We start from the raw sequence: 22747 nt of genomic DNA, 5'->3' as shown, positions 1-22747 counted from the left end.
CGGCCGGCAGTGGCACTTCGCTCATTGTCTGCGCGCTGCGTCGTGACCTGATAACATCGTTTGGTCATTAAACAATGCAAATCGGACAAACATCGGACAAACGTATGGGCATCGATTCTCTTGACCTGTCGCGCAGGAAACCCGACGTGGGGCTGATGCAACTCGACGACTCGCCGTTCGCTCGATACAAGCCGAACGACCGGCTCGACGGTCCGCCCGTGTGGGCCTTCGGCGGGCGCGATCACGAGCGAAGTCTGTTCAGGATCGGCACGCGCGAGCTGGATTGGCACTCGCACGTCAGGGGCCAATTGTTCTGTATTCACGCGGGATTGGCGCACGTGCATACGCCGTTCGGCGCGTGGGTGTTGCCGCCCTACCGAGCGGGATGGATTCCGCCCGGCGTCACGCACCGCGTGTCGCTATCGAGCGTAGTGAGCGGGTGGATCGTGCTGGTAACGCCAGCGGCTGCGACGACATTGCCGTCCACGCCTTCTGTGGTAGGCGTGTCGGAGTTGCTGGCGGCGCTTGTCAAACGGGCCGTGTCGTGGGCGCTGCGAGACGTGCTGACGGACGAGGAGATGCGGCTTGCGCAGGTGCTGGTCGACGAGATCGCGCGAGCGCCCGCCGAGCCGCTCGGGCTGCCGATGCCGAACGACGCACGCGTAGTGCGCGTGGCGCGTGCCGTGCTCGACGATCTTGGCGGACAGGCCTCGCTGGAGGCGCTGGCGCAGCATGCCGGGATGTCGTCGCGCACGGCGCGGCGCTTGTTTGTGGCCGAGACGGGGATGGGATTCACGCAGTGGCGACAACAGGCGCGTCTGGTGAGTGCGTTGGAGCGGCTGGCAAACGGCGAGCCCGTCGGTACGATTGCCGACTCGCTCGGGTACTCGACCCCCAGCAATTTCATCGCCATGTTCCGGCGTGCCTTCGGCGAATCGCCAGGACGCTACTTCCGTCAGGTGGGGCCGCGTGTGCAGGCAGGTGATGAGGAGGGGGCATGAGTCTGCCGGAGTCGGTGTCGCCGCAGTCGTCTTCCTCAACGAGGCACGTCGATGCGCTCGTGATCGGTGGCGGGCAATCGGCGCTGGCGACGGCGTATTTCCTGCGTCGATGGCGCGTGAACTATCAGGTGCTGGACGATCAGCCGACTGCGGGCGGCGCATGGCAACGGGCGTGGCCGTCGTTGCAACTTTTTTCGCCTGCGCAATGGTCGTCCCTACCGGGGTGGCCCATGCGCGGCGGCGAGACGCATTACCCGTCGAGAGACGCTGTCGTGACGTATTTGCGTGAGTACGAAGCGCGCTATGAAGTGCCGGTGATGCGTCCTGTGAGCGTGACGAACGTGGTCGCACAGACAGACGGATTGCGGGTGAGTACCGATCGCGGTGACTGGCTGGCCCGCACGGTCATCAGTGCGACAGGGTCGTGGCGTTCGCCGTACGTGCCATCCTATCCGGGGCAGGATGCGTTCGGCGGACTTCAGATGCACTCGGCGGAATACGCTGGCGCGCTGGGGCTGGGTGGGCGGCGCGTGCTGGTGGTCGGTGGTGGCAATTCGGGGGCGCAGATCTATGCCGAAGTGTCGCGGGTGAGCGAGGCGACCTGGGTCACGCTAAGTCCGCCGTCCTACTTGCCGGACGACGTCGACGGGCGCGTGCTGTTCGAACGCGCAACGGCACGCTGGCAGGCTGTGCAGCAAGGCTTGCCGGACCCATATCCCGATAGCGGGCTGGGGCACATCGTCATGGTCCCGTCGGTGCTTGAGGCGCGCTCGCGTGGGGCGTTGCACACCGTGCGTTCGTTCGCGCGATTCGTCGAGGACGGTGTCGTCTGGGAAGACGGGACGCGTACGCCGGTCGATGTCGTTATCTGGTGCACCGGATTTCGGCCTTCGCTGGGGCATTTGCGCGGCCTGGGCATTGCGCAGGCAGATGGGCGGATTCGCGTCACCGGGACAAGGAGCGTTGATGAACCCCGACTGTGGCTGGTTGGCTACGGCGAGTGGACGGGGTATGCGTCAGCGACGCTGATCGGTGTCATGCGAAGCGCGCGGGCGACGGCGCAGGAAATCGTCACCCATCTCGCTTCACCTGTGTCGGAGACTACGTAGAACCGAAAGCACAGCGCTGCGGGATAGAGTGGTTCTCATGCAGTGACGGGCGTGAGCGCAGTGGAGCCGGACGATCACAAAAAAGCCGCATATTTCGCACGAAAACGCCGTCGCTGCACATCGTTTATCCAACGTGTCGACGCCTGAGAGGTGAGGGCGACGATGCGACAGAAGGTGCAGATGAAGATGGGAACACTCCGGAAAATCGATTCACGTATTACACGGTTCAAAGTAGGGCACGCGGATGCCCGGCACAAGCACGATGAGATGCGGTTGCATGAAAGAATCGCGTCGGTCGAGGCAGTGCTGCCGACCTTGGCAACCAAGGAAGATCTTGCTAGAGAGTTCGGCACGGTTCGTGCCGAGACGCATCGCGAAGTTGGCGGGCTCAGAAGCGAGATGCATCAGGAGTTCGGAACGGTGCGACAGGAGATGCATCAGGAGTTCGGAACGGTGCGGCAGGAGATGCATCAGGAGTTCGGAAAGGTGCGGCAGGAGATGCATCAGGAGTTCGGAAAGGTGCGGCAGGAGATGCACCGGGGGCTTGGAGAGTTGCGGCAGGAAATGCATCAGGGGTTTGGGGACTTGCGCCGAGAGATGCATCAGGAGTTCGGCAAAGTGCGCAGCGAAATAGCAGGCGAGATCGCGTCGGTCAGATCGGACATGCATGCGCTGGGTGCCGGGTTACACCGCGAACTCCACGCGCTCACCTGGCGACTGATCGGCACCATCGTGACGGTCGGCACGGCGCTCGTCGCCGCGACGCACTTTCTCTCGAAGATCAGCCCACCGTAATCACTAAGATTGCTACCTCGGCGTGACGCCGACATGGCGCACACTCAAAGGGCGAGACTGCCCTGAACGGTGTGCTTGCCGATGCTGGGGCAGCCACTTGTGTAACCTTTTCAGACCGTCTGCCGACACGGACGGCCCGCCACCAACGGCAGGCCGCCCGCTGCGATTAGCCCATGAGTTTCGGCCGCTCGCCGGGGCCAGGCGAATGGAGTACACGGCACGGGCTGACGAACTTGTCGCACGCCACTGCGGCTTGCGCGAACGTTTCGAAGTAGATCGCGTGATCGTCGTCGGTGACGTGCGCTTTTTCAATTTCCGAAGCCGTTTCGTTCCACGCCAATCCCAGATATTCCCCGTGCTCATAAAACCAAACTACGTAACCTTGGCGGGCTAGCGATTTCGGCACGTTCAGTGTTTTGCAGCGCTTGCGATTCTTCTTAACGACGTCGCTGCTCTTCTCGGTCTTCGCGTCCTTAGAAGCGTTCATGAAGGTCTCCCATAAATGTACGGTTAGGGTGCTTTCATGATGGCAGGCGTGAAGTGACGTGAGTTTCAGCATCGTCCGAATCGCTCTGCCTGATCGCTGTCACGCGTAAGGCTTCGGCGGTTTTCCCAATTGAATGCGAAAACCCGGTGAACGCGTCGATCCATGTGCTACGCGGTGTTCCGCGTGGCACGAGGCATTTGACTCGGACTATGCAGCATTCGACGCGAGATCTCCGCGCTATCAACCGATTCGGAAATTACGTGATGCATGGGCGACGGCTACCCGGTTGCCCAGCCGTAGCGAACGGACCCGATGAGATTGTCACGTCGAGTATGTGATGAGCAGGCCATATGGCGCTCTCACGACGTCACGCCAGCCGTCGGCAGGCGTACCACTGCGATGGTGCGAGCACGCCGATGAGCGAACCATGGAATCGGCTTTCCTCGTTGTGCGTGTAGCTTAGGGAGACAAAAAATCGTTTAGGGATGCTCTTCTCGAAATGCCGAGGCCGTTGCAATGACGGCGGGGACACACGGCGACCTCGCCGCAAAGCGAAGCTCTGAGAGAAATAGGGTCATCGAACAGGTTGAGACCAGATATCTCCGAGTTCACGAAAGTCGCCGCATCATGAAAATTCTGTCTTTTGTCCCACGGATTTCCGTGGATGACGTTGCTTCTGTGCACCCTCAACCGTGTCTGGCAGATGCTGCCGGTCGCGTGATGGCCGCCGACGTTTTGCACATTCGGAACGTGAGTGAGGGGGCGCGAGAGGGCATCTCGCGTTCGACGGTCTATGAGACATCGTATGTCGTGGATTCCGCGCTGCTGAACGAAGTCATTCGTTCGCGCGCCTCGCCCGTTGGCAAAGGGTGTCCCGTTCAGGGTATTCCCGGCACGAATCCGCGCAGCGAGAAACGCGCTATTTCGGTGATGGACACGCGTACGGGAACGATCGTTAGTGTTGGCGACATGCATCACCGTTTTTCGCAGCAGAGCATGTCGAAACCGGTGGCGATGGCGCTGGCGATTCAGTTGATGGGCGGTCAGCCCGAGCGCTACGGTCGATACATCGGGATGCAGGCGTCGGCGCTTCCCTACAACGATGCCACGCTCGCGACCGACGGTCGTCCGTTCAATTCGAGTGTGAACATCGGCGCGCTGGCAACCTGGATGCTGATTCAGATTCACACGCCGCCGGGCAGCGATCCGTTCGATGGTTTCCTGGAGATGATGAAGTCGTTGACGAGAAATCCGGGGCTAAGCGTCAATGAAGCCATGGCCATCGGTGAGTTCAACTTCTGTCCGCCTGACCGGACGATGAGTCGCAACCGGGAATTGCTGGCGACGCTGGATGCCTCGGGCTTTATGGATGACGACAGTCTGACGATTTATGCGATGCGCAAACATGGCAAAGCAGTCGTCGACGCTAACTCGACACGTGCTGGCGGACTGACGCCCGAGTTCGCCCTGTCATGCAGGCGAGCGCTTTCCGAGGATGCCTTTCTCAGCTATTGCAGAGCCTGCGCTGTGATGGTGAACACTGAGGACATGGCGCATGTTGCCGGGGTGTTTCGCAGCGGTGGCATGCAGGTCGCGGCGGAGGACGGGACACGCAGGCAAGTCCTGCCCGCCTCGATTGCGGACTATGTTCGATACTCGAACGACATCAGCGGCAGTTACGAAGAGTCTGGGACGCAGTTCAGGAAAAATGCGTTCGGCGGAAAGACGGGCGTCGACGGGGGTATTTTCGGCAGTCTTTACCGGCATGCGAACCTCGTCGTGGCGACGCACCACGCCGACTTGAACCCCGCGGGGAATTCCGGTGAAGGGCAAAAATGGATCGGTACGCTGAACAAGCTGAACCTGGTGCTGCCGTCAGCGCGACGCGCGACCTTAGGAATGGCACGAGGGCTAATGCGTGCGCGTCCGATTGCGGGACAATTGCCGTCACGTGCACTCGGACCTTCTCCCCGTGAAATGGACGCGACGTTGCAATCGGAGATGACGTCGGAAACGCGTCGCGCGCTCACAAATGCCATGCCAGTCATCGACGGGGTGAGGCGGGATTTCTATGCGAAAGCGGCAGATGTCCGCAAAGCGAAGGACGTTGCCGTCGACGGAACGCACGTTCTGTTGGCTCGTGACATTCACGGCAGGATGAAGCGGTATTACCACATGTCTCAAGACCGGCATGCGCTGGAGAAAATTGTCGTGGTCGACGAGACGTCGGGTTCGGTGAGCACAGCGCGGGACGAGGGATGAGCCGTCAGACGAGACGAATGACTGCGTCGCTACGCCAGAATTACGTCAAACCGAGGGGAAGCACTGCGGGAGATAAGTCTTGTGGTGCCAGGGCCGGAATCGAACCGGCACGCCTTGCTGCGGGGAATTATGAGGGTGTGACGAGTCGTCAACGAATCGGGAAGTTACGATGTCACGGCGCTTCACAAACGGTAACTGACCATCCCTCGGGAATCCTTATGGTTCCTAGGTGACGAGCCCATTTGCGGAGCGGTGTAACCAGTGCTTGAACATGGCACCCCCGCGATTCTCTGATCCCAAATCATCGTTTGAGATCGGGTCCGGAGCCTTGATTGACTAGGCTCCCGGACGTCAGCCCCCTAATCATCGTCCACGTGCAGATTTTCATGAGAATGCGGCTCGGCGCGGTGTGATTCCGGCGGATTATTGGGGGGATGTTTAGGGAGCTATTGAGGGCACGCGCTGCACCACTTATCCGTCCTCGGCACTTCGACGGATGCCGTCAGGGAAACAGAATCGCCGCGTAATTTCGTGCGCTGTGCGGGATGTGGACGATGTCGATACGCTCGTCCGATTCGACCACGCGATAGAAGATTTGGTAGTTACCGTAGACGCGATGTCGGATACCGAAACGCTCATAGCGCGGCACGACGGGGAAAGCGCAAGGCATGTCCGCGAGGCTCAAACACCTGTCCCGCAGTTCCTGAATGAATGTTACGGCGCGGCGCGGATTGTCGAGGGCGATGTAGTCGCCAACGGTCTCAAGGTCTACGATGGCTTCGGGCAATAAGTGAACGATCATCCCTCGTCGTTCACCTTTGCCTGATACTTCTTCTCAAGGCGGTCGAACACATCGGCGGCCGGCTGGCCCTTTCCTGCTGCGGCGTCTGTAATGCCCTTCTCAACCATCGCATCCAGCGCGGCAAGCTGCGACTCACGGTCCTGAATCAGACGGACCCCCTCACGCAGCACCTCACTTTTCGAGCCATAACGGCCTCGCTTCACCAGTTCGGCGACGTACTCCTCAAGCGAGCGCCCGAGTTCTGCGCTGATCATGATTTTCCCCTCCGGTTGGAGTTGACTAGGTTGGTGGTCATTCTAGCACGCTTATCAATAGTTATTAAATCGCGTACCCTCTCCCTCTCCGGAATTCAGGTCGCCGTCTTAGGTATTTCGGCGCATTGGCCGTTTAGCCAAAAAATTTATCGGAAGTTGCTGAAACGCAAGTATCTGTTCGCCTGACATGATGAGTTACGTCCCCCAGTGAACTATTCCTATCCAAGTGGAGGCACCGTGACAGACGCAAGCGAACGCGGCAACACGCCGCACGATGTTGGCCCGACCAAGCAAACTGACGCGCCCAATGACAAGCGGCGACTGGCGACATTGCCGCCATCATTTCCTCGTAAGGGCTACGTGATTTGGTTTCATGCGCATGGCCGTTACCTCGGCTACGCGTGGGATGAGGAAGAGAGAGAAATCCATCGGGCGCATGTATCGGACCCTGACCATGCAATTTACTTCGATACTTTTGCGGAGGCGATGGTGGCGACGGAACGATTGTTCAGCTCGTACTACATACTTCACTCACCGAAGCCCGGAGCAAAGCCGAAATTGGTGATGTAATTTTGAAGACGGCCCATCTCATGCGGTGGGCCGTCGATGATTTTCGGCGATATACACAAGCACTTGCTATAGACCATTTAGCGCCCCCCGTAATCTGCCTCAGCGAGGGATTTGGTGGCGAAATTTTTGAACACCAGTGCGACAAACTATTTTCTTGAGGAATTGATCAAAGGGGCCGTTGATCGAGTAATTCTGATCAGCCCATTCCTCAAGCTCAATGATCGAATAAAGGAGCTACTTGCAGATAAGAACCGCCTGAAAATTGACGTGAGGTTGGTCTATGGCAAGAGCGAGTTGCAGCCGCCGGAAATCGAATGGCTCAAAGGGCTTACCTACGTTCGCACCAGCTACTGCAAAAACCTGGATGCCAAGTGCTACATGAGCGAGGAGTTGTGCGTCGTTACGAGCCTGAACCTGTACGAGTTTAGTCAGATCAATAACAACGAGATGGGAGTACTCGTTCGGAGATCGGAAGACGCCGATCTGTATCGAGATGTGTATGAGGAGGCTCAGCGCATCATTCGTATTAGCGAGGAAGTTCGTATATCGCTGGAGCGTCCCGGCGGGGATGTCGTCGACGCAGTGCCGCCAGATGAGCGCTCGGCCGGAGGAGCGGTAGCGAAGCTCCCCTCGTCAAAGCTTGGTAAGCGTCTTGGAATACGGACGAGCGAACTATTGGAGCGCGCCGTAGCAGCCGGCTATTTTGAATTGATAAACGGTGAGCATGTCCTCTCCGCTTTAGGGGAGAATTGCGGCATAGAGTTCGTGCCAAAATCCCGCCATGGCGCCTACTTTCTTTGGCCAGAGAACATCTCGATCTAAGCCCAGGTGACGCGTGATGGTGAGATGCTGAATGCCTCTCACCGTCCCTAGGGTGCCCGCCTTTTGTCTCGGCTATGCATCGCACGTGGCAAGTCCCGATTTCCCAATAGACTGAAGTATTTGCGCAGAAGGCTTATTCGCCTGCGGTCGTTCCGTTCCTTTTGGTTGGGGTCGGTTTCGACATAGCAAGTCCCATCCTCCGCAGTGCCGCTTGGTCTTCTCGATGGCTGTGGCGATAGTTCTCGAGTAGCGCCCTCTCATCCGGTGGACTGCTGCCCGAATTAAGACACTTTCCAGCCTCACGCCAAGGCACGTTCAAAGGCCTCGGGACTGATACCACCCAGATGGGTATGGCGTCGGGTTCGATTGTAAAAGACTTCGATGCAATCGAAGATGTCAGCGCGCGCCAGATCATGGGTTTTGTAGACGCGTTTTCGCACGCGTTCCTTTTTCAGACTGCTGAAGAAGGACTCGGCAACCGCGTTATCCCAACAATTTCCGCGCCGGCTCATACTTGGCTCAAGTGAGTGCGAGCGAAAGAATCGTTGCCAGTCATCGCTGCCATATTGCGAGCCCTGGTCTGAATGTACGATGACAGACCGTTTGCGTCGCAAGCGACAAGCGACGATCACATCGGCGTTAGTTTTTGACGCGTCGGGGCGGAGGTTGACGCAACAAGGCTTGAGAACTCGATTCGACGCGGCGCGCGAGGCTGCCGGTATCGCGAAGGATGCATTCCAGTTTCGCGACCTTCGGGCCAAAGCCGGTACCGACAAAGCCGAGTCAACCGGAGATGTTCGAAAAGCCCAAAAGCAACTTGGTCACCGCTCTTTGGTAATGACCGAACATTACGTGCGCGACCGTCTCGGCGACAAAGTCGAACCTACGAAATAACCGAATTGCGGAGCAAAAAGTGAATTGCGGAGCGTGGCGGAATCGCCGGATGTCTTGGAAAAGCTTTGGTGCCCAGGGCCGGAATCGAACCGGCACGCCTTGCGGCGGGGGATTTTGAGTCCCCTGCGTCTACCAATTTCACCACCTGGGCGGGTGTGCCGACACCGAACGGTGTCGCAGTGTGAGTCGTTCGACAAACCTCATAGCTCACCGGACGAAGGCGAGATTATGACTGATATTTTCTCCCGCCACAAGCCCGCTTCGACAGCTTTGCGTCACCGGCGGTGCCAAGCCTCAGGCGTGGTACCGCCGACAATCGTGCCGTTGCCCGAAATCAGTCGGAGACGTAGACGAACTTGCCGTTCTTGATCTGTCCCATTACCCCGGCGCGCTGATCCAGACCGACGTGGTCCTGCGGGCTCAGATTCATGATGCCGTTGGGAATCGCGAGGTTATGCGTCGACTCAAGCGCGTCGCGCAATGCTACACGGAACGCGGGCGTGCCCGGCGCCGCAACCTTGGCGGCGCGCGGCACGGCATCGTTGAGCAGATCCCATACGCCGTAAGCATCTGCCGCGAACTGGGTCACGGTGTCCGCGCCGTACTTCGCTTCGTACTTCTTCGTGAACGCGAGCGCCGCCTTGCGGGCTGGATGTCCGTCCGGCAGCGTCTTGGCGACGACCCCCGGCTGTGTCGGGAACAGGGTGCCCTCGACATCCTTGCCGCCGACACGAACGAAGTCGTACGTCGCAATGCCGTGCGTCTGATAAATCTTGCCGGTATAGCCGCGCTCCTGAAGCGTGCGCTGCGGCAGTGCAGCGGGTGTGCCCGAACCCGCCACCAGAATGGCGTCCGGCTTCGCCGACATCAGCTTGAGCGCCTGCCCGGTCACGCTCGTGTCGGTCCGGTTGAAGCGTTCCTGCGCCACGATCTGCAACTTTCGCAGCGCGGCGAACTTCGAGAATTCCTTCAGCCAGCTATCGCCATAGGCGTCTGCAAAGCCGATGAATCCGACCGTCTTCACGCCGTGGTTTGCCATGTAACGCGTCATCACGTCAGCCATGGCCGAATCGTTGGCGGCCATCTTGAAGGCCCAGCGACGTTTGGCGTCCTGCGGCTCTACCGCCACCGCCGAACCGATCAGCGTGATCATCGGCGTCTGCGCTTCGGAGATCGGGTCGAGCATGGCCAGCGCGCTCGGCGTGATGTTCGGGCCGACGATCACGTCCACCTTGTTTTCGCTGATGAGCTTGCGCGTGTTTTTCACCGCCGTTCCGGGATCGGAGGCGTCGTCCAGAAAGATGTAATGCACCTTCTGGCCGCCGATCTGGTCAGGCCAAAGCTGCATGGCATTCTTGCTGGCAATGCCGATAGCGGCCGCCGGGCCCGTCGAGGACAGGTCGATGCCGACGGTCAGGTCGGCACGGGCCGCCGTCACCACGCCGGACAACATCAGAGCAAGCAAAACACCCGACAGGCGGATGCCGCGAAGAGGTGAGCGCATGAGGTCTCCTTTTGGTCGAATCGCGTAAGCATACCGCACCGTCCGCGTCAGACCAGCAGGGAAAAATACTCCCCGATTCGTGTCGTGAGCGTCGGCGCAGGGTTCCGCTATCACATCGCCGCACAGCAAGGCTGGCTCGACCGCCTGCTCGCGAAGCTGGGCGCGTCAGACAAGGTGGACGTCAGTCGTGGGATGGATTGGGGCGTCATGCCGGGGCCGTTCTACAACCCCGAGATGGAGGTCGGCATCGGCGCGGCCGCTGTCGGTCTATATAAGACGCACGATGCTTTGCCGACCACCCAGCTCTCCACGTTGGCGATTCACGGCTTTGGCACGACGACCGGTGCGTTCGGCATCGGCGTCGACGCCCACTTCGATTCCACCGTAAATCGCGACAAGGGCGATGCGAGCGCTTTCGTGACAGACCCCATCGGGCCGTATGTGCGCAGTATCGGTCTGAGCACCAACTTCTCTTACGATACGCGCGACTTCATCCCCAATCCGTACAAAGGACAGGCGCTATCGCTCACGGCCGCCGTATACCGACGCGCCTTCGACGGCAGCACATCGTTCGAGTCGTTCGAATGGGCGTGCGACCACTACACGACGTTTCGCCAGCGCGATGTGCTGGCGTTCGACGTCTATGGGAAGTTCGGTTGGGGAGAGGTGCAGTGGAGCATGATGCCGACGTTTGGCGACGGCAACCACATGCGCGCCTACTTTCAGATCAACGAAGCCTTTTGATCCCTCAAAGCTCGTAGCTTTCGTGCTCGCCGCGCAGCGCCTGTTCGACCAGCTTACGGGTCAGAATCGGTGAAAGAAGCTCAACCATCGTGAAAACATATCCGCGCAGATAGGCGCCTTGCTTGAGGGCGACGCGCGTTACGTTCGTCCCGAACAGATGCCCCACCTGAATCGCCCGGAGATTGCGGTCGCGCTCGGGGTCGAACGCCACACCCGCCAGAATCCCCACGCCCAGTCCCAGTTCGACGTACGTCTTGATGACGTCGGCGTCGATGGCTTCGAGCACGATGTCTGGCTGCACATGCCGCAGCGCGAATGCCTGATCGATCTTGGCGCGCCCGGCGAATTGGGGGTCATAAGTAATCAGCGAGTACTTCGCCAAATCCTCGATGCCCACCGATGGCAGTTGCAACAGCGGGTGATCGGGCGGCACGACCGCCACGTGCTGCCATTGATAGCACGGCAGCGACACCAGATCCTTATAGCCTGCGATGGCTTCCGTGGCGATCGCCAGATCGGCCTGATCGTGCAGCACCATCTCGGCGATCTGCGTCGGGCTGCCTTGCAGGATCGACAGACGCACCTTCGGATAGCGCTTCTTGAATTCGGCCACGGCGTGCGGCAGCGAGTAGCGCGCCTGCGTGTGGGTGGTGGCGATGGTCAGGCTGCCCTGATCCTGAGCGGCGTAGTCCTTGCCGATGCGCTTGAGGCTTTCCACCTCCATCAGGATCCGCTCGACGGACTCGAAGATGATCCGACCGGGCTCGGTCAGGTTACGGATGCGCTTCCCATGACGGGCAAAGATGTCCACACCAAGCTCTTCTTCAAGCTCGATGATGGCTTTGGAGACGCCCGGCTGGGAGGTAAATAGCGCTTTGGCGGCTTCCGTCAGGTTGAAATTCTGGCGGACGGCTTCGCGCACGAAACGGAACTGATGCAGGTTCATTTGTATAACTTTAGAAAATATACAAACAATTTTTAATTCGTTTGAAGTATATAGCCTTTTCATTACAGTGGGTGCCACTGTTTCGATAACGTTATTCCCTACAGGCATTTAGGACCCACCAGGAACGTCATCCATGTCGCTGTGGCTCGAACCCCTTTCCGGATTTGGCGTCGGCCTGCTGGTCGGCCTGACCGGTGTAGGCGGCGGTTCGCTGATGACGCCGTTGCTGACTTTGCTCCTGGGTTACGCGGCCCCCGTCGCTGTGGGCACAGACCTCGCGTTTGCCGCCATCACCAAGAGTTTCGGGACGGTGGCGCATCGGTCGCACGGCCATGTGAAGTGGCATATCGTGCGCCGGCTCACGCTGGGCGCGCTGCCTGCGGCGCTGGTCACGATCCTGTTCCTCAAGCGCCTTGGCGGTATCGACGAGTCGACGCTGCACGTCATCAAATTGACGATTGCCGCCTCGGTGCTGCTGACCGTGCTCTCGCTGCTGTTCCGCGCCAAATTGCTGGCCGCATTGCGCGCGCACCCGAACTGGCAACTGACGGGCCGTGCGCAAACGATTGCCACCGTCGTGGTGGGCGCGGTAATCGGCGTACTCGTGACGATTTCCTCGATTGGCGCGGGCGCTGTTGGCGCGACGCTGATCCTGATGCTGTACCCGCAGTTGGAACCGGCCGAAGTCGCCGGTACGGATATCGCCTATGCGGTGCCGCTCACGGCCATCGCTGCGCTGGGCCATATCTGGCTTGAGACGGTGCACTGGGCACTGCTCGGCAGTCTGTTGATCGGCTCCCTGCCCGGGATCTGGCTCGGCGCGAAGCTCACCCGTCATCTGCCCGAGCGCATTGTGCGCGGGGCGCTGGCGGCGACGCTCACGCTTGCGGCAGTGAAGCTGGTCGGCTGACACCCCACACAAAACAAGGAGTTCGCGATATGCGAAACGAATCCCGCTGGGAACCGGCCCCGGTTGCAGTGCCGTCGACAGTGTCCGATGCCGAGCATCAGGACATGGCGCTGCTCGACGAAATGGAAGCCGTGCTGACCGAGCGCCTCGCCCGCATCGCAAGTGCGCATCGCAACGTGAAGTTCGCGAGCAGCCTTGCCGCCGAGGACATGCTCATCACGCACGTGATTCTGCGCCAGCAACTGCCGATCACCGTCTTCACGCTCAATACCGGACGCCTGCACGACGAGACGGTCGGCATGCTCGACAAGATCAAGACGCGTTACGGCTATGACGTTGCGCAGTACGCGCCGCAAGCCGACGCGGTCGAAAAGTACGTCGCCGATCACGGCGCGAACGCGTTCTACGAAAGCGTGGACTTGCGCAAAGCCTGCTGCCAGATCCGCAAGGTCGAACCGCTGGGCCGTGCGCTCGCCGACGCCGATGCATGGCTCACCGGTCAGCGTCGCGAACAGTCGGTGACGCGCGGCGAACTGGCCTTCGCGGAACAGGACGACGCCCGTGGCATCGCCAAGTACAACCCGTTGTTCGACTGGACGGAAGCGCAGGTGTGGGCCTACCTCACTGCGCGCGACGTGCCGGTCAACCCGCTGCACGCACGCGGTTATCCGAGCATCGGTTGCGAGCCGTGTACGCGCGCTATCCGCCCGGGGGAAGACAGCCGGGCAGGGCGCTGGTGGTGGGAGTCGCGCGACAGCAAGGAATGCGGGCTGCACGCGGGCAACCTGAGCAAGATCCCTGTGTCGGTGCAGTCGAACTGATCGACAGGGCCATCAGGCAACAAGAATCAAGACGGTGTGACGCGATCAAGTCAAAGCGCCAACGGGCGCAGCGGCACACCGGAATAGACCGAATCTCGGAAAACTCGGAATCGTCAAGGAAGGGAACAATATGGGTGCGATGCACGAAGTCGCGCAGGCCAATGGCTCGCGAATGGATCATCTGGACTGGCTCGAAGCCGAATCGATGTACATCCTGCGTGAGGTCGTGGCGGAGTGCCGCAAGCCCGCGCTGCTGTTCTCGGGCGGCAAGGACTCGGTCGTGGTGCTGCACCTCGCGCTCAAGGCTTTCGGCCTCGGCCCGGGACGCAAGACGCAACTGCCGTTCCCGCTCGTGCACATCGACACCGGTCACAACTATCCGGAAGTGATCGAATTCCGCGATCGCCACGCCAAGGCGCTCGGCGCTGAGCTGGTCGTCGGTCATGTGGAAGATTCGATTGCGCGTGGCACGGTGCGTCTGCGTCGCGAAACGGATTCGCGCAACGCCGCGCAGGCCGTCACGCTGCTTGAGACCATCGACGAGTACGGTTACGACGCCATGATCGGCGGCGCGCGCCGCGACGAAGAGAAGGCCCGTGCGAAGGAGCGTATCTTCTCGTTCCGCGACGAGTTCGGTCAGTGGGACCCGAAGGCCCAGCGCCCGGAACTGTGGCATCTGTTCAATGCCCGGCTGCACAAGGGTGAGCATCTGCGCGTGTTCCCGATCTCGAACTGGACTGAGCTGGACGTGTGGCAATACATCGCCCGCGAAAACCTCGATCTGCCGTCGATCTACTACGCGCACGAGCGCGAGATCGTGCGCCGCAACGGCTTGCTCGTGCCGGTCACACCACTCACGCCGAAGCAGGACGGCGAGTCGAGCGAACTGGCGTCGGTGCGCTTCCGTACGGTGGGCGACATCAGCTGCACGTGCCCGGTGGCGAGCGTCGCGTCGAGCCCGGTGGAGATCATCGCCGAGACGGCCGTGACCGACATCACCGAGCGTGGCGCCACCCGCATGGACGACCAGGCATCGGAAGCGGCCATGGAACAGCGCAAGAAGCAGGGTTATTTCTAAGGCGCGCATTCGTTGTAGCGACCGTCAGACCCTATCGAAAGAACACCGGCCCACCCGAGCGACCCACGACCTAGGTTGTCGCTCAGGGGCCACGCAATCGAGTTGAAGAGATCATGAGCCTCACCCCGTATCAGGAAGACCTCGGCGTGCTGCGTTTCATCACCGCTGGCAGCGTCGACGATGGCAAGAGCACGCTGATCGGCCGTCTGCTATACGACAGCAAGTCGGTGCTGACCGACCAGCTCTCCGCGCTAGCACGCGCCAAGCACAAGCGCACCGCAGGCGAAGACATCGATTTCTCGCTGCTGACCGACGGCCTCGAAGCCGAACGTGAGCAGGGCATCACCATCGACGTCGCCTATCGTTATTTCACGACCGCGCGCCGAAAGTTCATCATCGCCGACACCCCGGGCCACGAGCAGTACACCCGCAATATGGTCACGGGTGCGTCGACGGCGCATGCCGCCATCATTCTGGTCGACGCCACGCGTGTGAGCGAAGTCGAGGGCAAGACCGAACTGCTCGCGCAAACCAAGCGTCACAGCGCCATCGTGAAGCTGCTGGGCTTGCAGCATGTGATCGTCGCTATCAACAAGATGGACCTGATCGACTACAGCGAGACGGCGTTCAACGCGATTCGTGCGGCTTATCTGGAACTGGCGCAGCGTCTCGGGTTGCAGGACGTGCGCTTCGTGCCGGTGTCGGCGCTCAAGGGCGACAACATCGTCTACGCGAGCGAGCGTATGCCGTGGTATCAGGACGAGCCTTTGCTCGACATGCTCGAATCGCTGCCCGTCGCGCAAACGGGGGGCGAACTGCGCTTCCCTGTGCAACTGGTCGCGCGTCAGGACGGCTCCCATGCCGACGACTTCCGTGGCTATATGGGCCGTGTGGAATCGGGCGCGGTGCGTCTGGGTCAGACGCTGCGCGTGTTGCCCGCAGGTCGTAACGCGACGGTTGCCGAGATCGTCGGCCCGCGCGGGCTGCTCGAAGAAGCGTTTGCCGGTCAGTGCGTCACGATTCGTCTGACGGAAGACGTGGACGTGTCGCGTGGCGATACCTTTGTGAGCGCGGATTCGGGGCTGGAGCCGTCGCGCAAGCTGGCGGCCGACATCTGCTGGTTCGACGAAGATGCGCTCGCCCCGCAGCGCAAGTATCTGCTCAAGCAGGCAACCAGCACGGTGTATGTGAAGGTCGGCAGTGTGGATACGGTGCTTGACGTGAGCACGCTCTCGCACGGCACGGACAAGACGACGCTCGCCATGAACGACATCGGTCGCGTGCAACTCAGCTTGCAAAAGCCGGTGGCCGCCGACACATACGATGCCAACCCGGCCACGGGCGCGTTTGTGCTGATCGACGAAGCGACGCATCACACCGTGGCGGCAGGCATGATTCGCGCACTGGCGGCCTGACAGCCTCACTCGCAGCGCATCGACGACACACTTTATCTCGCATTGCAGGCACTTGGCGCGCACAGACCTCGCCGGTGCAGGCCCCACTGAACAACGGCAGCATCATGACGACGACGCATTCGCAATCCGCCCCGCTCCCGGGCAAGGTGTATCTGGTAGGCGCCGGTCCCGGGGCGGCGGACCTGATCACCGTGCGCGGTGCTCGTCTGCTGGCACAGGCCGATGTGGTGCTTCACGACGCACTGGTCGAGCCGGACATGCTCGCCCTGTGCCCGCAGGCGAAGCTTGTCGCGGTGGGCAAACGCTGCGGAAAGCTCTCCAGCGCTCAGCAGTTCATCAACAAGCAGTTGATCGATCACGCACGTACTCACGGAGTGGTTGTCCGCCTGAAGGGCGGCGACCCGATGTTGTTCGGTCGCGCGGACGAAGAACTGCGCGCGCTTGAAGCGGCGGGTATCGAAGTGGAAGTGGTGCCGGGTATTACGGCGGCGCTGGCGAGTGCCGCGACGCTCGGCCGCTCGCTCACGTTACGTGGCGTCTCGCGCAGTGTCGCGTTCGTCACGCAAAGCCGTGCGCCCGATTCGGCGGAAATCGCGACGCAGGCGTCGGCCGACTCGCTCGTGTATTACATGGGCCGCGACGCCGCACAACGCATTGCCGCAGAGCTGATCGCGGCAGGCAAATCTGCCACCACGCCGGTGGCCATCGTCGAAGCCGCAACCACGGTGCGCGAACGCCGTGTGTTACTCAGTCTCGATGCGTTGGCGCAGGGCCTCGCTGCGGCATGGTTCGACGCCTCCCAACCCAGTGTGCTGCTCGTCGGCGAGGTATTTGCCGATGCCAACGCAGAATCCCTCCACGAAGTGGTTCGCCTGTCGTCGTCGATGGCAGCTTCGCGCGAAGCCGCCTGAGGCCACGCGAGCACCGGCCGGGCGTTGTCGCTAGATTCTGAAAGCCTCGCGCACCGGTACATACAGATCGATGTCGCGGAACAACGGCATGTCGCCCAACGCCCTGGCGTCGATCTCGGCAACGTCTATTGCATAGTTGCCGGCGTCATCCAGAGGGATCTCGTATTCCGACGCCACATCGCGCAGATGCGTGTTCACCAGATTCGTCAATTCCTCACGGTCCGAGTGGGTCACGATTCCCACCGCCGGGTCCATGAATACGTATTGAGAATTGCCGGTGGACGACAGTCGTCGGCCAAGCAAAAGCGTGCGGCTTCCCGCAGTAATCTCGAACAGACGCGTGGTGTCCTGCGCCCCTTCGAGCAGGGTCTCGAATCGGGAACCGGCGACGAGATCGTGCGGCTGGGGAAGGTAGGGAATGTCGCCTATGCCCAGCATGGCGAGATCCTCGGCAAAGACTTCGGAAGCCGACGGAGACAGTTGCGCATACGCATTGAATTGATTCGCGACGGATTCGGCGCGGCCGTAATAGGCCGCGACGGCGGACGCGCGCAGCAAACCGGTGCGCAGATGGCTGAGATAGTGGCGAAAGCGCTGTGTGATCGGCACATAGAGGGCGCCGACCTCCCTTGCCTGTGAGGGCAGCCGGGCGACGGAGATCGTCGCTGCGGCATCGACGGCATTCTGCAGTTCGTTGATTCGACCGGCGAGTGTGCCCAGTGCCTCAGGGCTTTGTATCGTGCGATCGATGAATTCCAGCTTGAGCAGACGGAGATCCGAAATGGTCACGTCAACCGGGCTCGTGCGCTGCGATACGGTATCCGAATACGCACGTACGGCGTTCTCGAACAGCGAGTCGTGTCTATTGCGCCAGCCATCGTAGCGTTCCAGAAAATTCTGATCGATACGCCACGCGACGGTCGGCTCCTCCAGCACCGGCTGTAGCAAATCGGCCGATGTTGCGACGTGCCACCGTCCCTCGGATCCCAGTCGCATGAACGGGGCGTTCGACGCGGCGGCAGACGAACCGCCGGGCGGAATCAGGCGAAAGTGCCCGACCGTGCTGTCAAACTCGACGTAAGCGCGGGTCGACGAATCGATGGCGGCGTACAGGCGTCCCTCGGTGCGATGCAAACCCAGAATGAGCTCTTCACCGACAACGGGCGGTTGCGACACGAAATAGTTGAATCGGGGGGAGCCCGTGATGAAGGCGAGTGCGGGAAACCGCGCAGCCACCGCGCCTTGCGCCACGACTGCCGAGACCATGGATTGCCATGCCTGCGAGTGCAGCTTCTTATCTCCGGTCAGAAGTGCCACGCCCTCGCCGACGACGCCCACACTAAAATCGACCATGGAAATGGCAGTGCCGACCGGTTGGGCGGCAGGAAATGCCCACGATGCAAAGCCAACCGCCAGATCCAGTTTCGTCAGATAGTCCATGGCCTTGAGTAACACCCGACGACCGGGGATACGCTCGTTTGCCCACGCACCGTGTGGCGATTGCGCTTCGTACACCAAAGTGAGCAGGGTGAAGGTGTCCGGCTGGCTCGGCACAGCTTGTCCTACCGCGTCGAGCCTTGCGTCGACAAGCCATTCGTCGTCGAGTGGCGGTGGACTAAAGCCGCTCGCAAGCTGGCGGCGAGCGTCATCGTCGGCTGCTTGCTGTTGAAACCAGTCTTCAAGCTTCGCCCGGCTTTCAAAACCGTGAACTTGCGGTCCGTCGGGATATGCGGCGATCAGGAGCACCGACGGCTGACCTTCCGCGTAGACAATCATCAGCGTGGAATTGTGTCCCTTCACGCGCAGCCATTCCCGCTTGACTCTCGGCGAAACGATTTCGTAAGACAGCTGTATTTCGTAGAAGCGATTCAGGTCGATCGGGCCCGCGATACGTGCGGCCAGATGCCGCGCTTCGACCGAGAGTACGCCGCTCGCGCGTTGTAGCCAGGCCTGCGCAATGAATTCGCTTTTGAGCACCTGGCGAACTGTATTGCGAGAAGTCGACCAAAAATGCTCAAGGGCGTCGTAAATGGTCTTTTCCGGAGGGCCATCGACCAGTTTGCTGACAATGGCGGCAGCGTCGGGAAACGGGCTGTCCGATGCCCAGTCCTGCGTCTCGGGGCGCAGCGTCCCTTCGGGCGAGCGCCTGAGCAGTGGGCCTGTCGCGACGGCGTCGGGCACCTGGAGTTTGTAGAGTAAGGCGGCGGTGAGAGAAATCGGGGCGGGGGAGCCCTCTATGCGCACGTACAACGTGTCCGGGTCGGTGTTGCTCAGGCCGGAGCGATCCAGCACGCCTCTTGCAAACTCCTGTGCCATACGATGGACGTCCGGCATCGCTGTCGACACCTGAGCGCGAAGCGCCTGAATGTGGCGGATGCTGTCGATCTGCGCCAGCGAGATCACGGCGCTGTGTCGTGAGGCCGGAAGGCCTGCGTCGACTCGCTCGCGTCGTGCCGTTTCGAGCGCCTCTTCCACGGCCGAGGTGGAGGAACCGCTCAACCAGTTCGTGTATTGCCTGATCCTGTTGGCAGTGGTGAGAGGCCTAGCTTTCAGCGGAGCTTCGGCGCGCATGACGTCAAGCGTGGCGCGGTTTGCCATTCGAATGGGATCGGTGTGCGCGACGGGGCTCAATGCGACAGGCGGGGCGTTGGCCAGTCCCGCACCGACGACGGATTGTGGCAGCCGTTCGAGAAGCACGTCGCGCAGACCACCGCCATTTTTTTCGATGGCCTTCGCCAGCTCCTCCGGAGATGCAAAAGCGCGCCATGCTTGGGCGTCGCCCATCAGATAGAGCAGGGTCAAGCCGCCTTGCGGACGCTCGAAAATGACGAAAGTACCAGCGGGAACCAAAGTCTGTTTGCTGCTGCCCTGCGTGAGTTTGACGATAAGCCGACGCGACGTCGGACGCGATCCGAGCATATGGAACTGGCTCGATCGGGAAAGGACGTCTTGCACCATAGTTAGCGCCCGATGCGGGATCAGCCCTTGTCGATACCCCAGGGTCAGGTCGCTCAATGCCAGCGCGATTTGCGATGCTGTGGTCAGTGTGGAGTCGAGTTGACCCGGCAATGATTCGGGAATCGACCAGGTCTGCTTTGCCAGCGCATCGCACTTTTCCGTCCACTGGGTAACGACCGCCCGAAAGCGTTCCGCGCTCACGAGCGTGGGATTTCCCTGTATCGCGCCTTGCGGGGAGCGCTGACACACATCGAAATAGACGCCCTCGGGCGGGTTATCGATGTCGAGTGACCCCGCACGTATCATTCGTGCGGCGTCGAAAAGCTTCCAGTAAGTCACATCCAGCAGACGTGTACTTCCCGGTACCGGCTTGTGGCGTCTGAACACGATATCGGGCTGGTCGAGGCTAGCGAAATCCGGTTCGTCCGAAATCGTGGTGTTAAACAATTCCGCCTCGGTCGGCGGCGGGGAGAAGTTCATCAATCGCTCGAACTTGACGTGTAACGCCCGATGTTCCGAACCACGGTTGTGCCAGCTATTGGCCGCGATGGAGAGGGAGAAGAAGTCGCGGTGGTATGTCGCGGAGGCGGGCTCCGGTTCGCGCCACGTCGCAATTGCGAATTCGGCAGGACGATCGTTCGGAACCGAAGGATCTGACGGAACGGAAGGTTCGGGCGAATCGAGCGACTCCGCGAAGGCGCCGGTGAAGCGGAGTGGATCGCGAGGCATCCATGCGTCGAACGCGTTGATCGAACGCCCGGTCATGTCCGTCGTCGTGTCCGACAGCCACTGCCATGCCTTGTTGACGGTGCGGGTTAGGCTGTTGACATCGAAGACATCCGAGACACGAACGTCGGCGTTGTCGAGCGCCGACACAGGGTCGGGAGTCAGCCCGACGCATGCGCCGATGGGTTCCGCCGGAACGAAGGGCGTGATCGGAATGTCGCGCAGGGGGCTCGGTCCGAGATGCGGAACGCGACTGAGGCAGTGGCCAATGGCCGAGCCGTAAAGCATTGCGATGGCGTATCCGGTCCAGCCGCTTCGCCCGAAGTTCATGTCGGGCGCTCGGGGGGAGGGTGCCGTTGCGTACGGTTGCATCGCTCGCGTATCCGGTCCTCCGCAGTTATGTCCCGAGCCTGCCCACCGAAACGCGTGCGCCCAGCCAATGATCTGTTCGCGCCATAGAGCGAAGTACTTCCCCCATGCACTACCGTGTCTTGCACTTTCCGGGGTTCCGACGTCAGCGCGGCACAGCGATCGGGACAGGCTGCGAAGTGACGATTCGCTCAGCGCTCGCTCGGCGACGGCTTCGACGGACTCCCAGGGGAGTCGATGCCGGATTTGCGCGGGCAGGCAAGCCAGCACGTAACTGCCGAGCAGGGGCTGATCGTCGAAGAGGCGGGCGAACCGATAGACGATGTCGTCGTCGAGCGCCGACAGATCGTCGAACGACACACGCTGATTGACGAGTGAGAAAAGCAGTCCGAGCGCAGGCGCGGATTCCGGGGATTCGTCGAGCCAGTTGAGCGTGACATCGGCGATTTGCTGGAATTCCGAGAGGCGCGCGACGGTGTCCGGCGGGAGGTTCGACGCGGCAGGCAACTCGGGTTGCGTAGCCGTACTCGCAACGGCGGACGGACTCGCAGAGATCGAATACATGTGTCTGGAACTCCCGCGGGTGGCGTCTGGGGGGCGACGGTGTTGACGAACGCGCAGCCACCATTTCAGGTGGCCGCGTGATGGCGTATGTTGAGGGCTCTAGCGACTCAGTCGCCGACCTCCGGACGTGGTGCACCTAGGTTGTCCCGGGCAATCTCGTTTCGCGGATCGTGGCCGGTTCCGGCCCACCTGAATACCCGGAATGCACGAACGGTGGCGTCGATTGCCGCAGCGACTCGTTCGCGCCCAAGGACGCCCACCGCCACCAGGGCCGCCAAAAACTCCTTCCGTGTTTGGTGCTTAAGACGGTCTTGATAGACCTGCTCAGTGCGTGCGAACCACTGCTGGAAGTCTTGCAGAAGCGTTCGACCGAAATGGCGTTCGCAAACGTCGGCAACCGACTCTCCGCAAGGGCGGTGATTGATGGCGTGAATGAGTTCGCGAAGTGCGCTGTCTACCTCTGCATCGGACGACATCGACATGAGGTGCGCCAGCACGAGGTTCTGTGCATCATGCGCCCTGAGTGCCCTGGCGTCGTCTCTGTGCGTCAGTGAGCCGAGTGCGGCGTTGAACGCATCGATATTCTTCTGCATTTGCGCCATCCGGTTCGTGAACCATTCGCACGTGCGAATCGATTCTCGAAGTTGCAGCGCGCCGCTCGGGACGTGTTGAAGCGCCGTGAAATCCTGCGAGATATCCGGGCGCAGAGGACACATTGGGTTCGGCGGCGGTGCATCGATAGGGCGACACGTATTGGCGGGCGCCGGGATAATCAACTCCGTGAAAATCATGCAAAAGGCTCCTC

General features: G+C 60.9%; 20 protein-coding genes, 1 tRNA gene and 1 pseudogene. 13 read left to right on the top strand and 9 right to left on the bottom strand.

The annotated features are described in order from the left end of the window. The first annotated feature begins 155 nt into the window (after window positions 1-155). The 3 genes from PAN31117_RS14275 to PAN31117_RS14265 all read left to right on the top strand — a co-directional run bounded on the left by PAN31117_RS14275 (window position 156) and on the right by PAN31117_RS14265 (window position 2905). A complete protein-coding gene (locus tag PAN31117_RS14275) occupies window positions 156-1001 on the top strand; it encodes an AraC family transcriptional regulator (RefSeq protein WP_150738888.1) in 846 nt (281 codons plus the stop codon). Next, a complete protein-coding gene (locus tag PAN31117_RS14270; protein WP_150738757.1) occupies window positions 998-2110 on the top strand; it encodes an ArsO family NAD(P)H-dependent flavin-containing monooxygenase in 1113 nt (370 codons plus the stop codon). The genes PAN31117_RS14275 and PAN31117_RS14270 overlap by 4 nt, the downstream gene beginning before the upstream one ends. A 162-nt stretch (window positions 2111-2272) precedes the next feature. Further along, complete coding sequence (locus tag PAN31117_RS14265) at window positions 2273-2905, top strand: hypothetical protein (protein ID WP_150738756.1); 633 nt, start codon at window positions 2273-2275, stop codon at window positions 2903-2905. Window positions 2906-3071: 166 nt separating this feature from the next. Here the strand turns inward: PAN31117_RS14265 and PAN31117_RS27505 are convergent, their stop codons facing one another. Continuing rightward, window positions 3072-3464, bottom strand: a complete 393-nt coding sequence (locus PAN31117_RS27505; protein ID WP_246189083.1) for a hypothetical protein — start codon at window positions 3462-3464, stop codon at window positions 3072-3074. Between the two features lie 444 nt (window positions 3465-3908). Between PAN31117_RS27505 and PAN31117_RS14255 the strand changes: the two genes are divergently transcribed. Next, entirely contained in the window at window positions 3909-5654 is a 1746-nt protein-coding gene (locus PAN31117_RS14255) for a glutaminase (RefSeq protein ID WP_150738755.1), read from the top strand. A 502-nt stretch (window positions 5655-6156) separates the two neighbouring features. On the opposite strand, the gene PAN31117_RS14250 is transcribed toward PAN31117_RS14255, so the two are convergent. Next, on the bottom strand, window positions 6157-6456 hold the full coding sequence (locus PAN31117_RS14250; protein WP_150738754.1) for a type II toxin-antitoxin system RelE/ParE family toxin: 300 nt from the start codon (window positions 6454-6456) through the stop codon (window positions 6157-6159). Next, on the bottom strand, window positions 6453-6710 hold the full coding sequence (locus tag PAN31117_RS14245; RefSeq protein WP_150738753.1) for a type II toxin-antitoxin system ParD family antitoxin: 258 nt from the start codon (window positions 6708-6710) through the stop codon (window positions 6453-6455). Before PAN31117_RS14245 ends, PAN31117_RS14250 begins: the two co-directional genes overlap by 4 nt. 237 nt (window positions 6711-6947) lie before the next feature. Here PAN31117_RS14245 and PAN31117_RS14240 point away from each other — a divergent pair, with 237 nt between their 5' ends. Beyond that, complete coding sequence (locus tag PAN31117_RS14240) at window positions 6948-7280, top strand: hypothetical protein (protein ID WP_150738752.1); 333 nt, start codon at window positions 6948-6950, stop codon at window positions 7278-7280. 126 nt (window positions 7281-7406) lie between these two features. Further along, window positions 7407-8102: a phospholipase D family protein gene (locus PAN31117_RS14235; protein ID WP_246189082.1), complete on the top strand. Its 696-nt coding sequence runs from the start codon at window positions 7407-7409 to the stop codon at window positions 8100-8102. 299 nt (window positions 8103-8401) lie between these two features. Here the strand turns inward: PAN31117_RS14235 and PAN31117_RS14230 are convergent. Continuing rightward, window positions 8402-8716: pseudogene (locus PAN31117_RS14230) on the bottom strand (IS3 family transposase); the annotation flags it as partial. On the opposite strand from PAN31117_RS14230, the gene PAN31117_RS14225 reads away from it, so the two are divergent. Then, window positions 8694-8996, top strand: a complete 303-nt coding sequence (locus tag PAN31117_RS14225; RefSeq protein WP_150738750.1) for a tyrosine-type recombinase/integrase — start codon at window positions 8694-8696, stop codon at window positions 8994-8996. The pseudogene PAN31117_RS14230 and the gene PAN31117_RS14225 overlap by 23 nt on opposite strands. A gap of 66 nt (window positions 8997-9062) precedes the next feature. On the opposite strand, the gene PAN31117_RS14220 is transcribed toward PAN31117_RS14225, so the two are convergent. Then, window positions 9063-9147 (bottom strand) — tRNA-Leu (locus PAN31117_RS14220). Window positions 9148-9330: 183 nt separating this feature from the next. Further along, window positions 9331-10500 (bottom strand): ABC transporter substrate-binding protein, encoded by a 1170-nt coding sequence (locus tag PAN31117_RS14215; RefSeq protein ID WP_150738749.1) that lies wholly within the window; start codon window positions 10498-10500, stop codon window positions 9331-9333. Window positions 10501-10584: 84 nt separating this feature from the next. Here PAN31117_RS14215 and PAN31117_RS14210 point away from each other — a divergent pair, with 84 nt between their 5' ends. Then, window positions 10585-11244, top strand: a complete 660-nt coding sequence (locus PAN31117_RS14210) for a BamA/TamA family outer membrane protein (protein WP_150738748.1) — start codon at window positions 10585-10587, stop codon at window positions 11242-11244. Window positions 11245-11248: 4 nt separating this feature from the next. On the opposite strand, the gene PAN31117_RS14205 is transcribed toward PAN31117_RS14210, so the two are convergent. Beyond that, the gene (locus tag PAN31117_RS14205; protein WP_150738747.1) at window positions 11249-12190 is read right to left on the bottom strand and encodes a CysB family HTH-type transcriptional regulator; all 942 of its coding nucleotides are present in this window, start codon (window positions 12188-12190) and stop codon (window positions 11249-11251) included. A 133-nt stretch (window positions 12191-12323) separates the two neighbouring features. Here PAN31117_RS14205 and PAN31117_RS14200 point away from each other — a divergent pair, with 133 nt between their 5' ends. From PAN31117_RS14200 to cobA, 5 genes are all read left to right on the top strand, one after another. Then, entirely contained in the window at window positions 12324-13100 is a 777-nt protein-coding gene (locus tag PAN31117_RS14200) for a sulfite exporter TauE/SafE family protein (RefSeq protein ID WP_150577680.1), read from the top strand. A gap of 104 nt (window positions 13101-13204) precedes the next feature. Further along, the gene (locus PAN31117_RS14195) at window positions 13205-13921 is read left to right on the top strand and encodes a phosphoadenylyl-sulfate reductase (protein ID WP_150738886.1); all 717 of its coding nucleotides are present in this window, start codon (window positions 13205-13207) and stop codon (window positions 13919-13921) included. 130 nt (window positions 13922-14051) lie between these two features. Beyond that, complete coding sequence (gene cysD / locus PAN31117_RS14190) at window positions 14052-14999, top strand: sulfate adenylyltransferase subunit CysD (protein ID WP_046291108.1); 948 nt, start codon at window positions 14052-14054, stop codon at window positions 14997-14999. Between the two features lie 113 nt (window positions 15000-15112). Then, window positions 15113-16414: a sulfate adenylyltransferase subunit 1 gene (locus PAN31117_RS14185; RefSeq protein WP_150738746.1), complete on the top strand. Its 1302-nt coding sequence runs from the start codon at window positions 15113-15115 to the stop codon at window positions 16412-16414. A 104-nt stretch (window positions 16415-16518) separates the two neighbouring features. Next, window positions 16519-17325: a uroporphyrinogen-III C-methyltransferase gene (gene cobA / locus PAN31117_RS14180; RefSeq protein ID WP_150738745.1), complete on the top strand. Its 807-nt coding sequence runs from the start codon at window positions 16519-16521 to the stop codon at window positions 17323-17325. A gap of 30 nt (window positions 17326-17355) precedes the next feature. Here the strand turns inward: cobA and PAN31117_RS14175 are convergent, their stop codons facing one another. Beyond that, complete coding sequence (locus PAN31117_RS14175) at window positions 17356-21942, bottom strand: dermonecrotic toxin domain-containing protein (protein WP_150738744.1); 4587 nt, start codon at window positions 21940-21942, stop codon at window positions 17356-17358. 107 nt (window positions 21943-22049) lie between these two features. Beyond that, window positions 22050-22733: a hypothetical protein gene (locus PAN31117_RS14170; RefSeq protein ID WP_150738743.1), complete on the bottom strand. Its 684-nt coding sequence runs from the start codon at window positions 22731-22733 to the stop codon at window positions 22050-22052. Window positions 22734-22747 lie beyond the last annotated feature (14 nt).

This window comes from Pandoraea anapnoica, assembly GCF_902459765.1.
In the GTDB taxonomy this organism is placed as follows: Bacteria; Pseudomonadota; Gammaproteobacteria; order Burkholderiales; family Burkholderiaceae; genus Pandoraea; species Pandoraea anapnoica.
Note: the sequence above shows the minus strand (reverse complement) of the source record. Positions and strands in the feature narration are given on the sequence as shown.

Bases quoted from the DNA above. Each gene is read 5' to 3' on its own strand.
- PAN31117_RS14275 (WP_150738888.1), top strand. From the start codon at position 156: ATGCAACTCGACGACTCGCCGTTCGCTCGATACAAGCCGAACGACCGG.
- PAN31117_RS14270 (WP_150738757.1), top strand. From the start codon at position 998: ATGAGTCTGCCGGAGTCGGTGTCGCCGCAGTCGTCTTCCTCAACGAGG.
- PAN31117_RS14265 (WP_150738756.1), top strand. From the start codon at position 2,273: ATGCGACAGAAGGTGCAGATGAAGATGGGAACACTCCGGAAAATCGAT.
- PAN31117_RS27505 (WP_246189083.1), bottom strand. From the start codon at position 3,464: ATGCTGAAACTCACGTCACTTCACGCCTGCCATCATGAAAGCACCCTA.
- PAN31117_RS14255 (WP_150738755.1), top strand. From the start codon at position 3,909: ATGACGGCGGGGACACACGGCGACCTCGCCGCAAAGCGAAGCTCTGAG.
- PAN31117_RS14250 (WP_150738754.1), bottom strand. From the start codon at position 6,456: ATGATCGTTCACTTATTGCCCGAAGCCATCGTAGACCTTGAGACCGTT.
- PAN31117_RS14245 (WP_150738753.1), bottom strand. From the start codon at position 6,710: ATGATCAGCGCAGAACTCGGGCGCTCGCTTGAGGAGTACGTCGCCGAA.
- PAN31117_RS14225 (WP_150738750.1), top strand. From the start codon at position 8,694: ATGACAGACCGTTTGCGTCGCAAGCGACAAGCGACGATCACATCGGCG.
- PAN31117_RS14215 (WP_150738749.1), bottom strand. From the start codon at position 10,500: ATGCGCTCACCTCTTCGCGGCATCCGCCTGTCGGGTGTTTTGCTTGCT.
- PAN31117_RS14205 (WP_150738747.1), bottom strand. From the start codon at position 12,190: ATGAACCTGCATCAGTTCCGTTTCGTGCGCGAAGCCGTCCGCCAGAAT.
- PAN31117_RS14200 (WP_150577680.1), top strand. From the start codon at position 12,324: ATGTCGCTGTGGCTCGAACCCCTTTCCGGATTTGGCGTCGGCCTGCTG.
- PAN31117_RS14195 (WP_150738886.1), top strand. From the start codon at position 13,205: ATGGCGCTGCTCGACGAAATGGAAGCCGTGCTGACCGAGCGCCTCGCC.
- cysD (WP_046291108.1), top strand. From the start codon at position 14,052: ATGGGTGCGATGCACGAAGTCGCGCAGGCCAATGGCTCGCGAATGGAT.
- PAN31117_RS14185 (WP_150738746.1), top strand. From the start codon at position 15,113: ATGAGCCTCACCCCGTATCAGGAAGACCTCGGCGTGCTGCGTTTCATC.
- cobA (WP_150738745.1), top strand. From the start codon at position 16,519: ATGACGACGACGCATTCGCAATCCGCCCCGCTCCCGGGCAAGGTGTAT.
- PAN31117_RS14175 (WP_150738744.1), bottom strand. From the start codon at position 21,942: ATGTATTCGATCTCTGCGAGTCCGTCCGCCGTTGCGAGTACGGCTACG.
- PAN31117_RS14170 (WP_150738743.1), bottom strand. From the start codon at position 22,733: ATGATTTTCACGGAGTTGATTATCCCGGCGCCCGCCAATACGTGTCGC.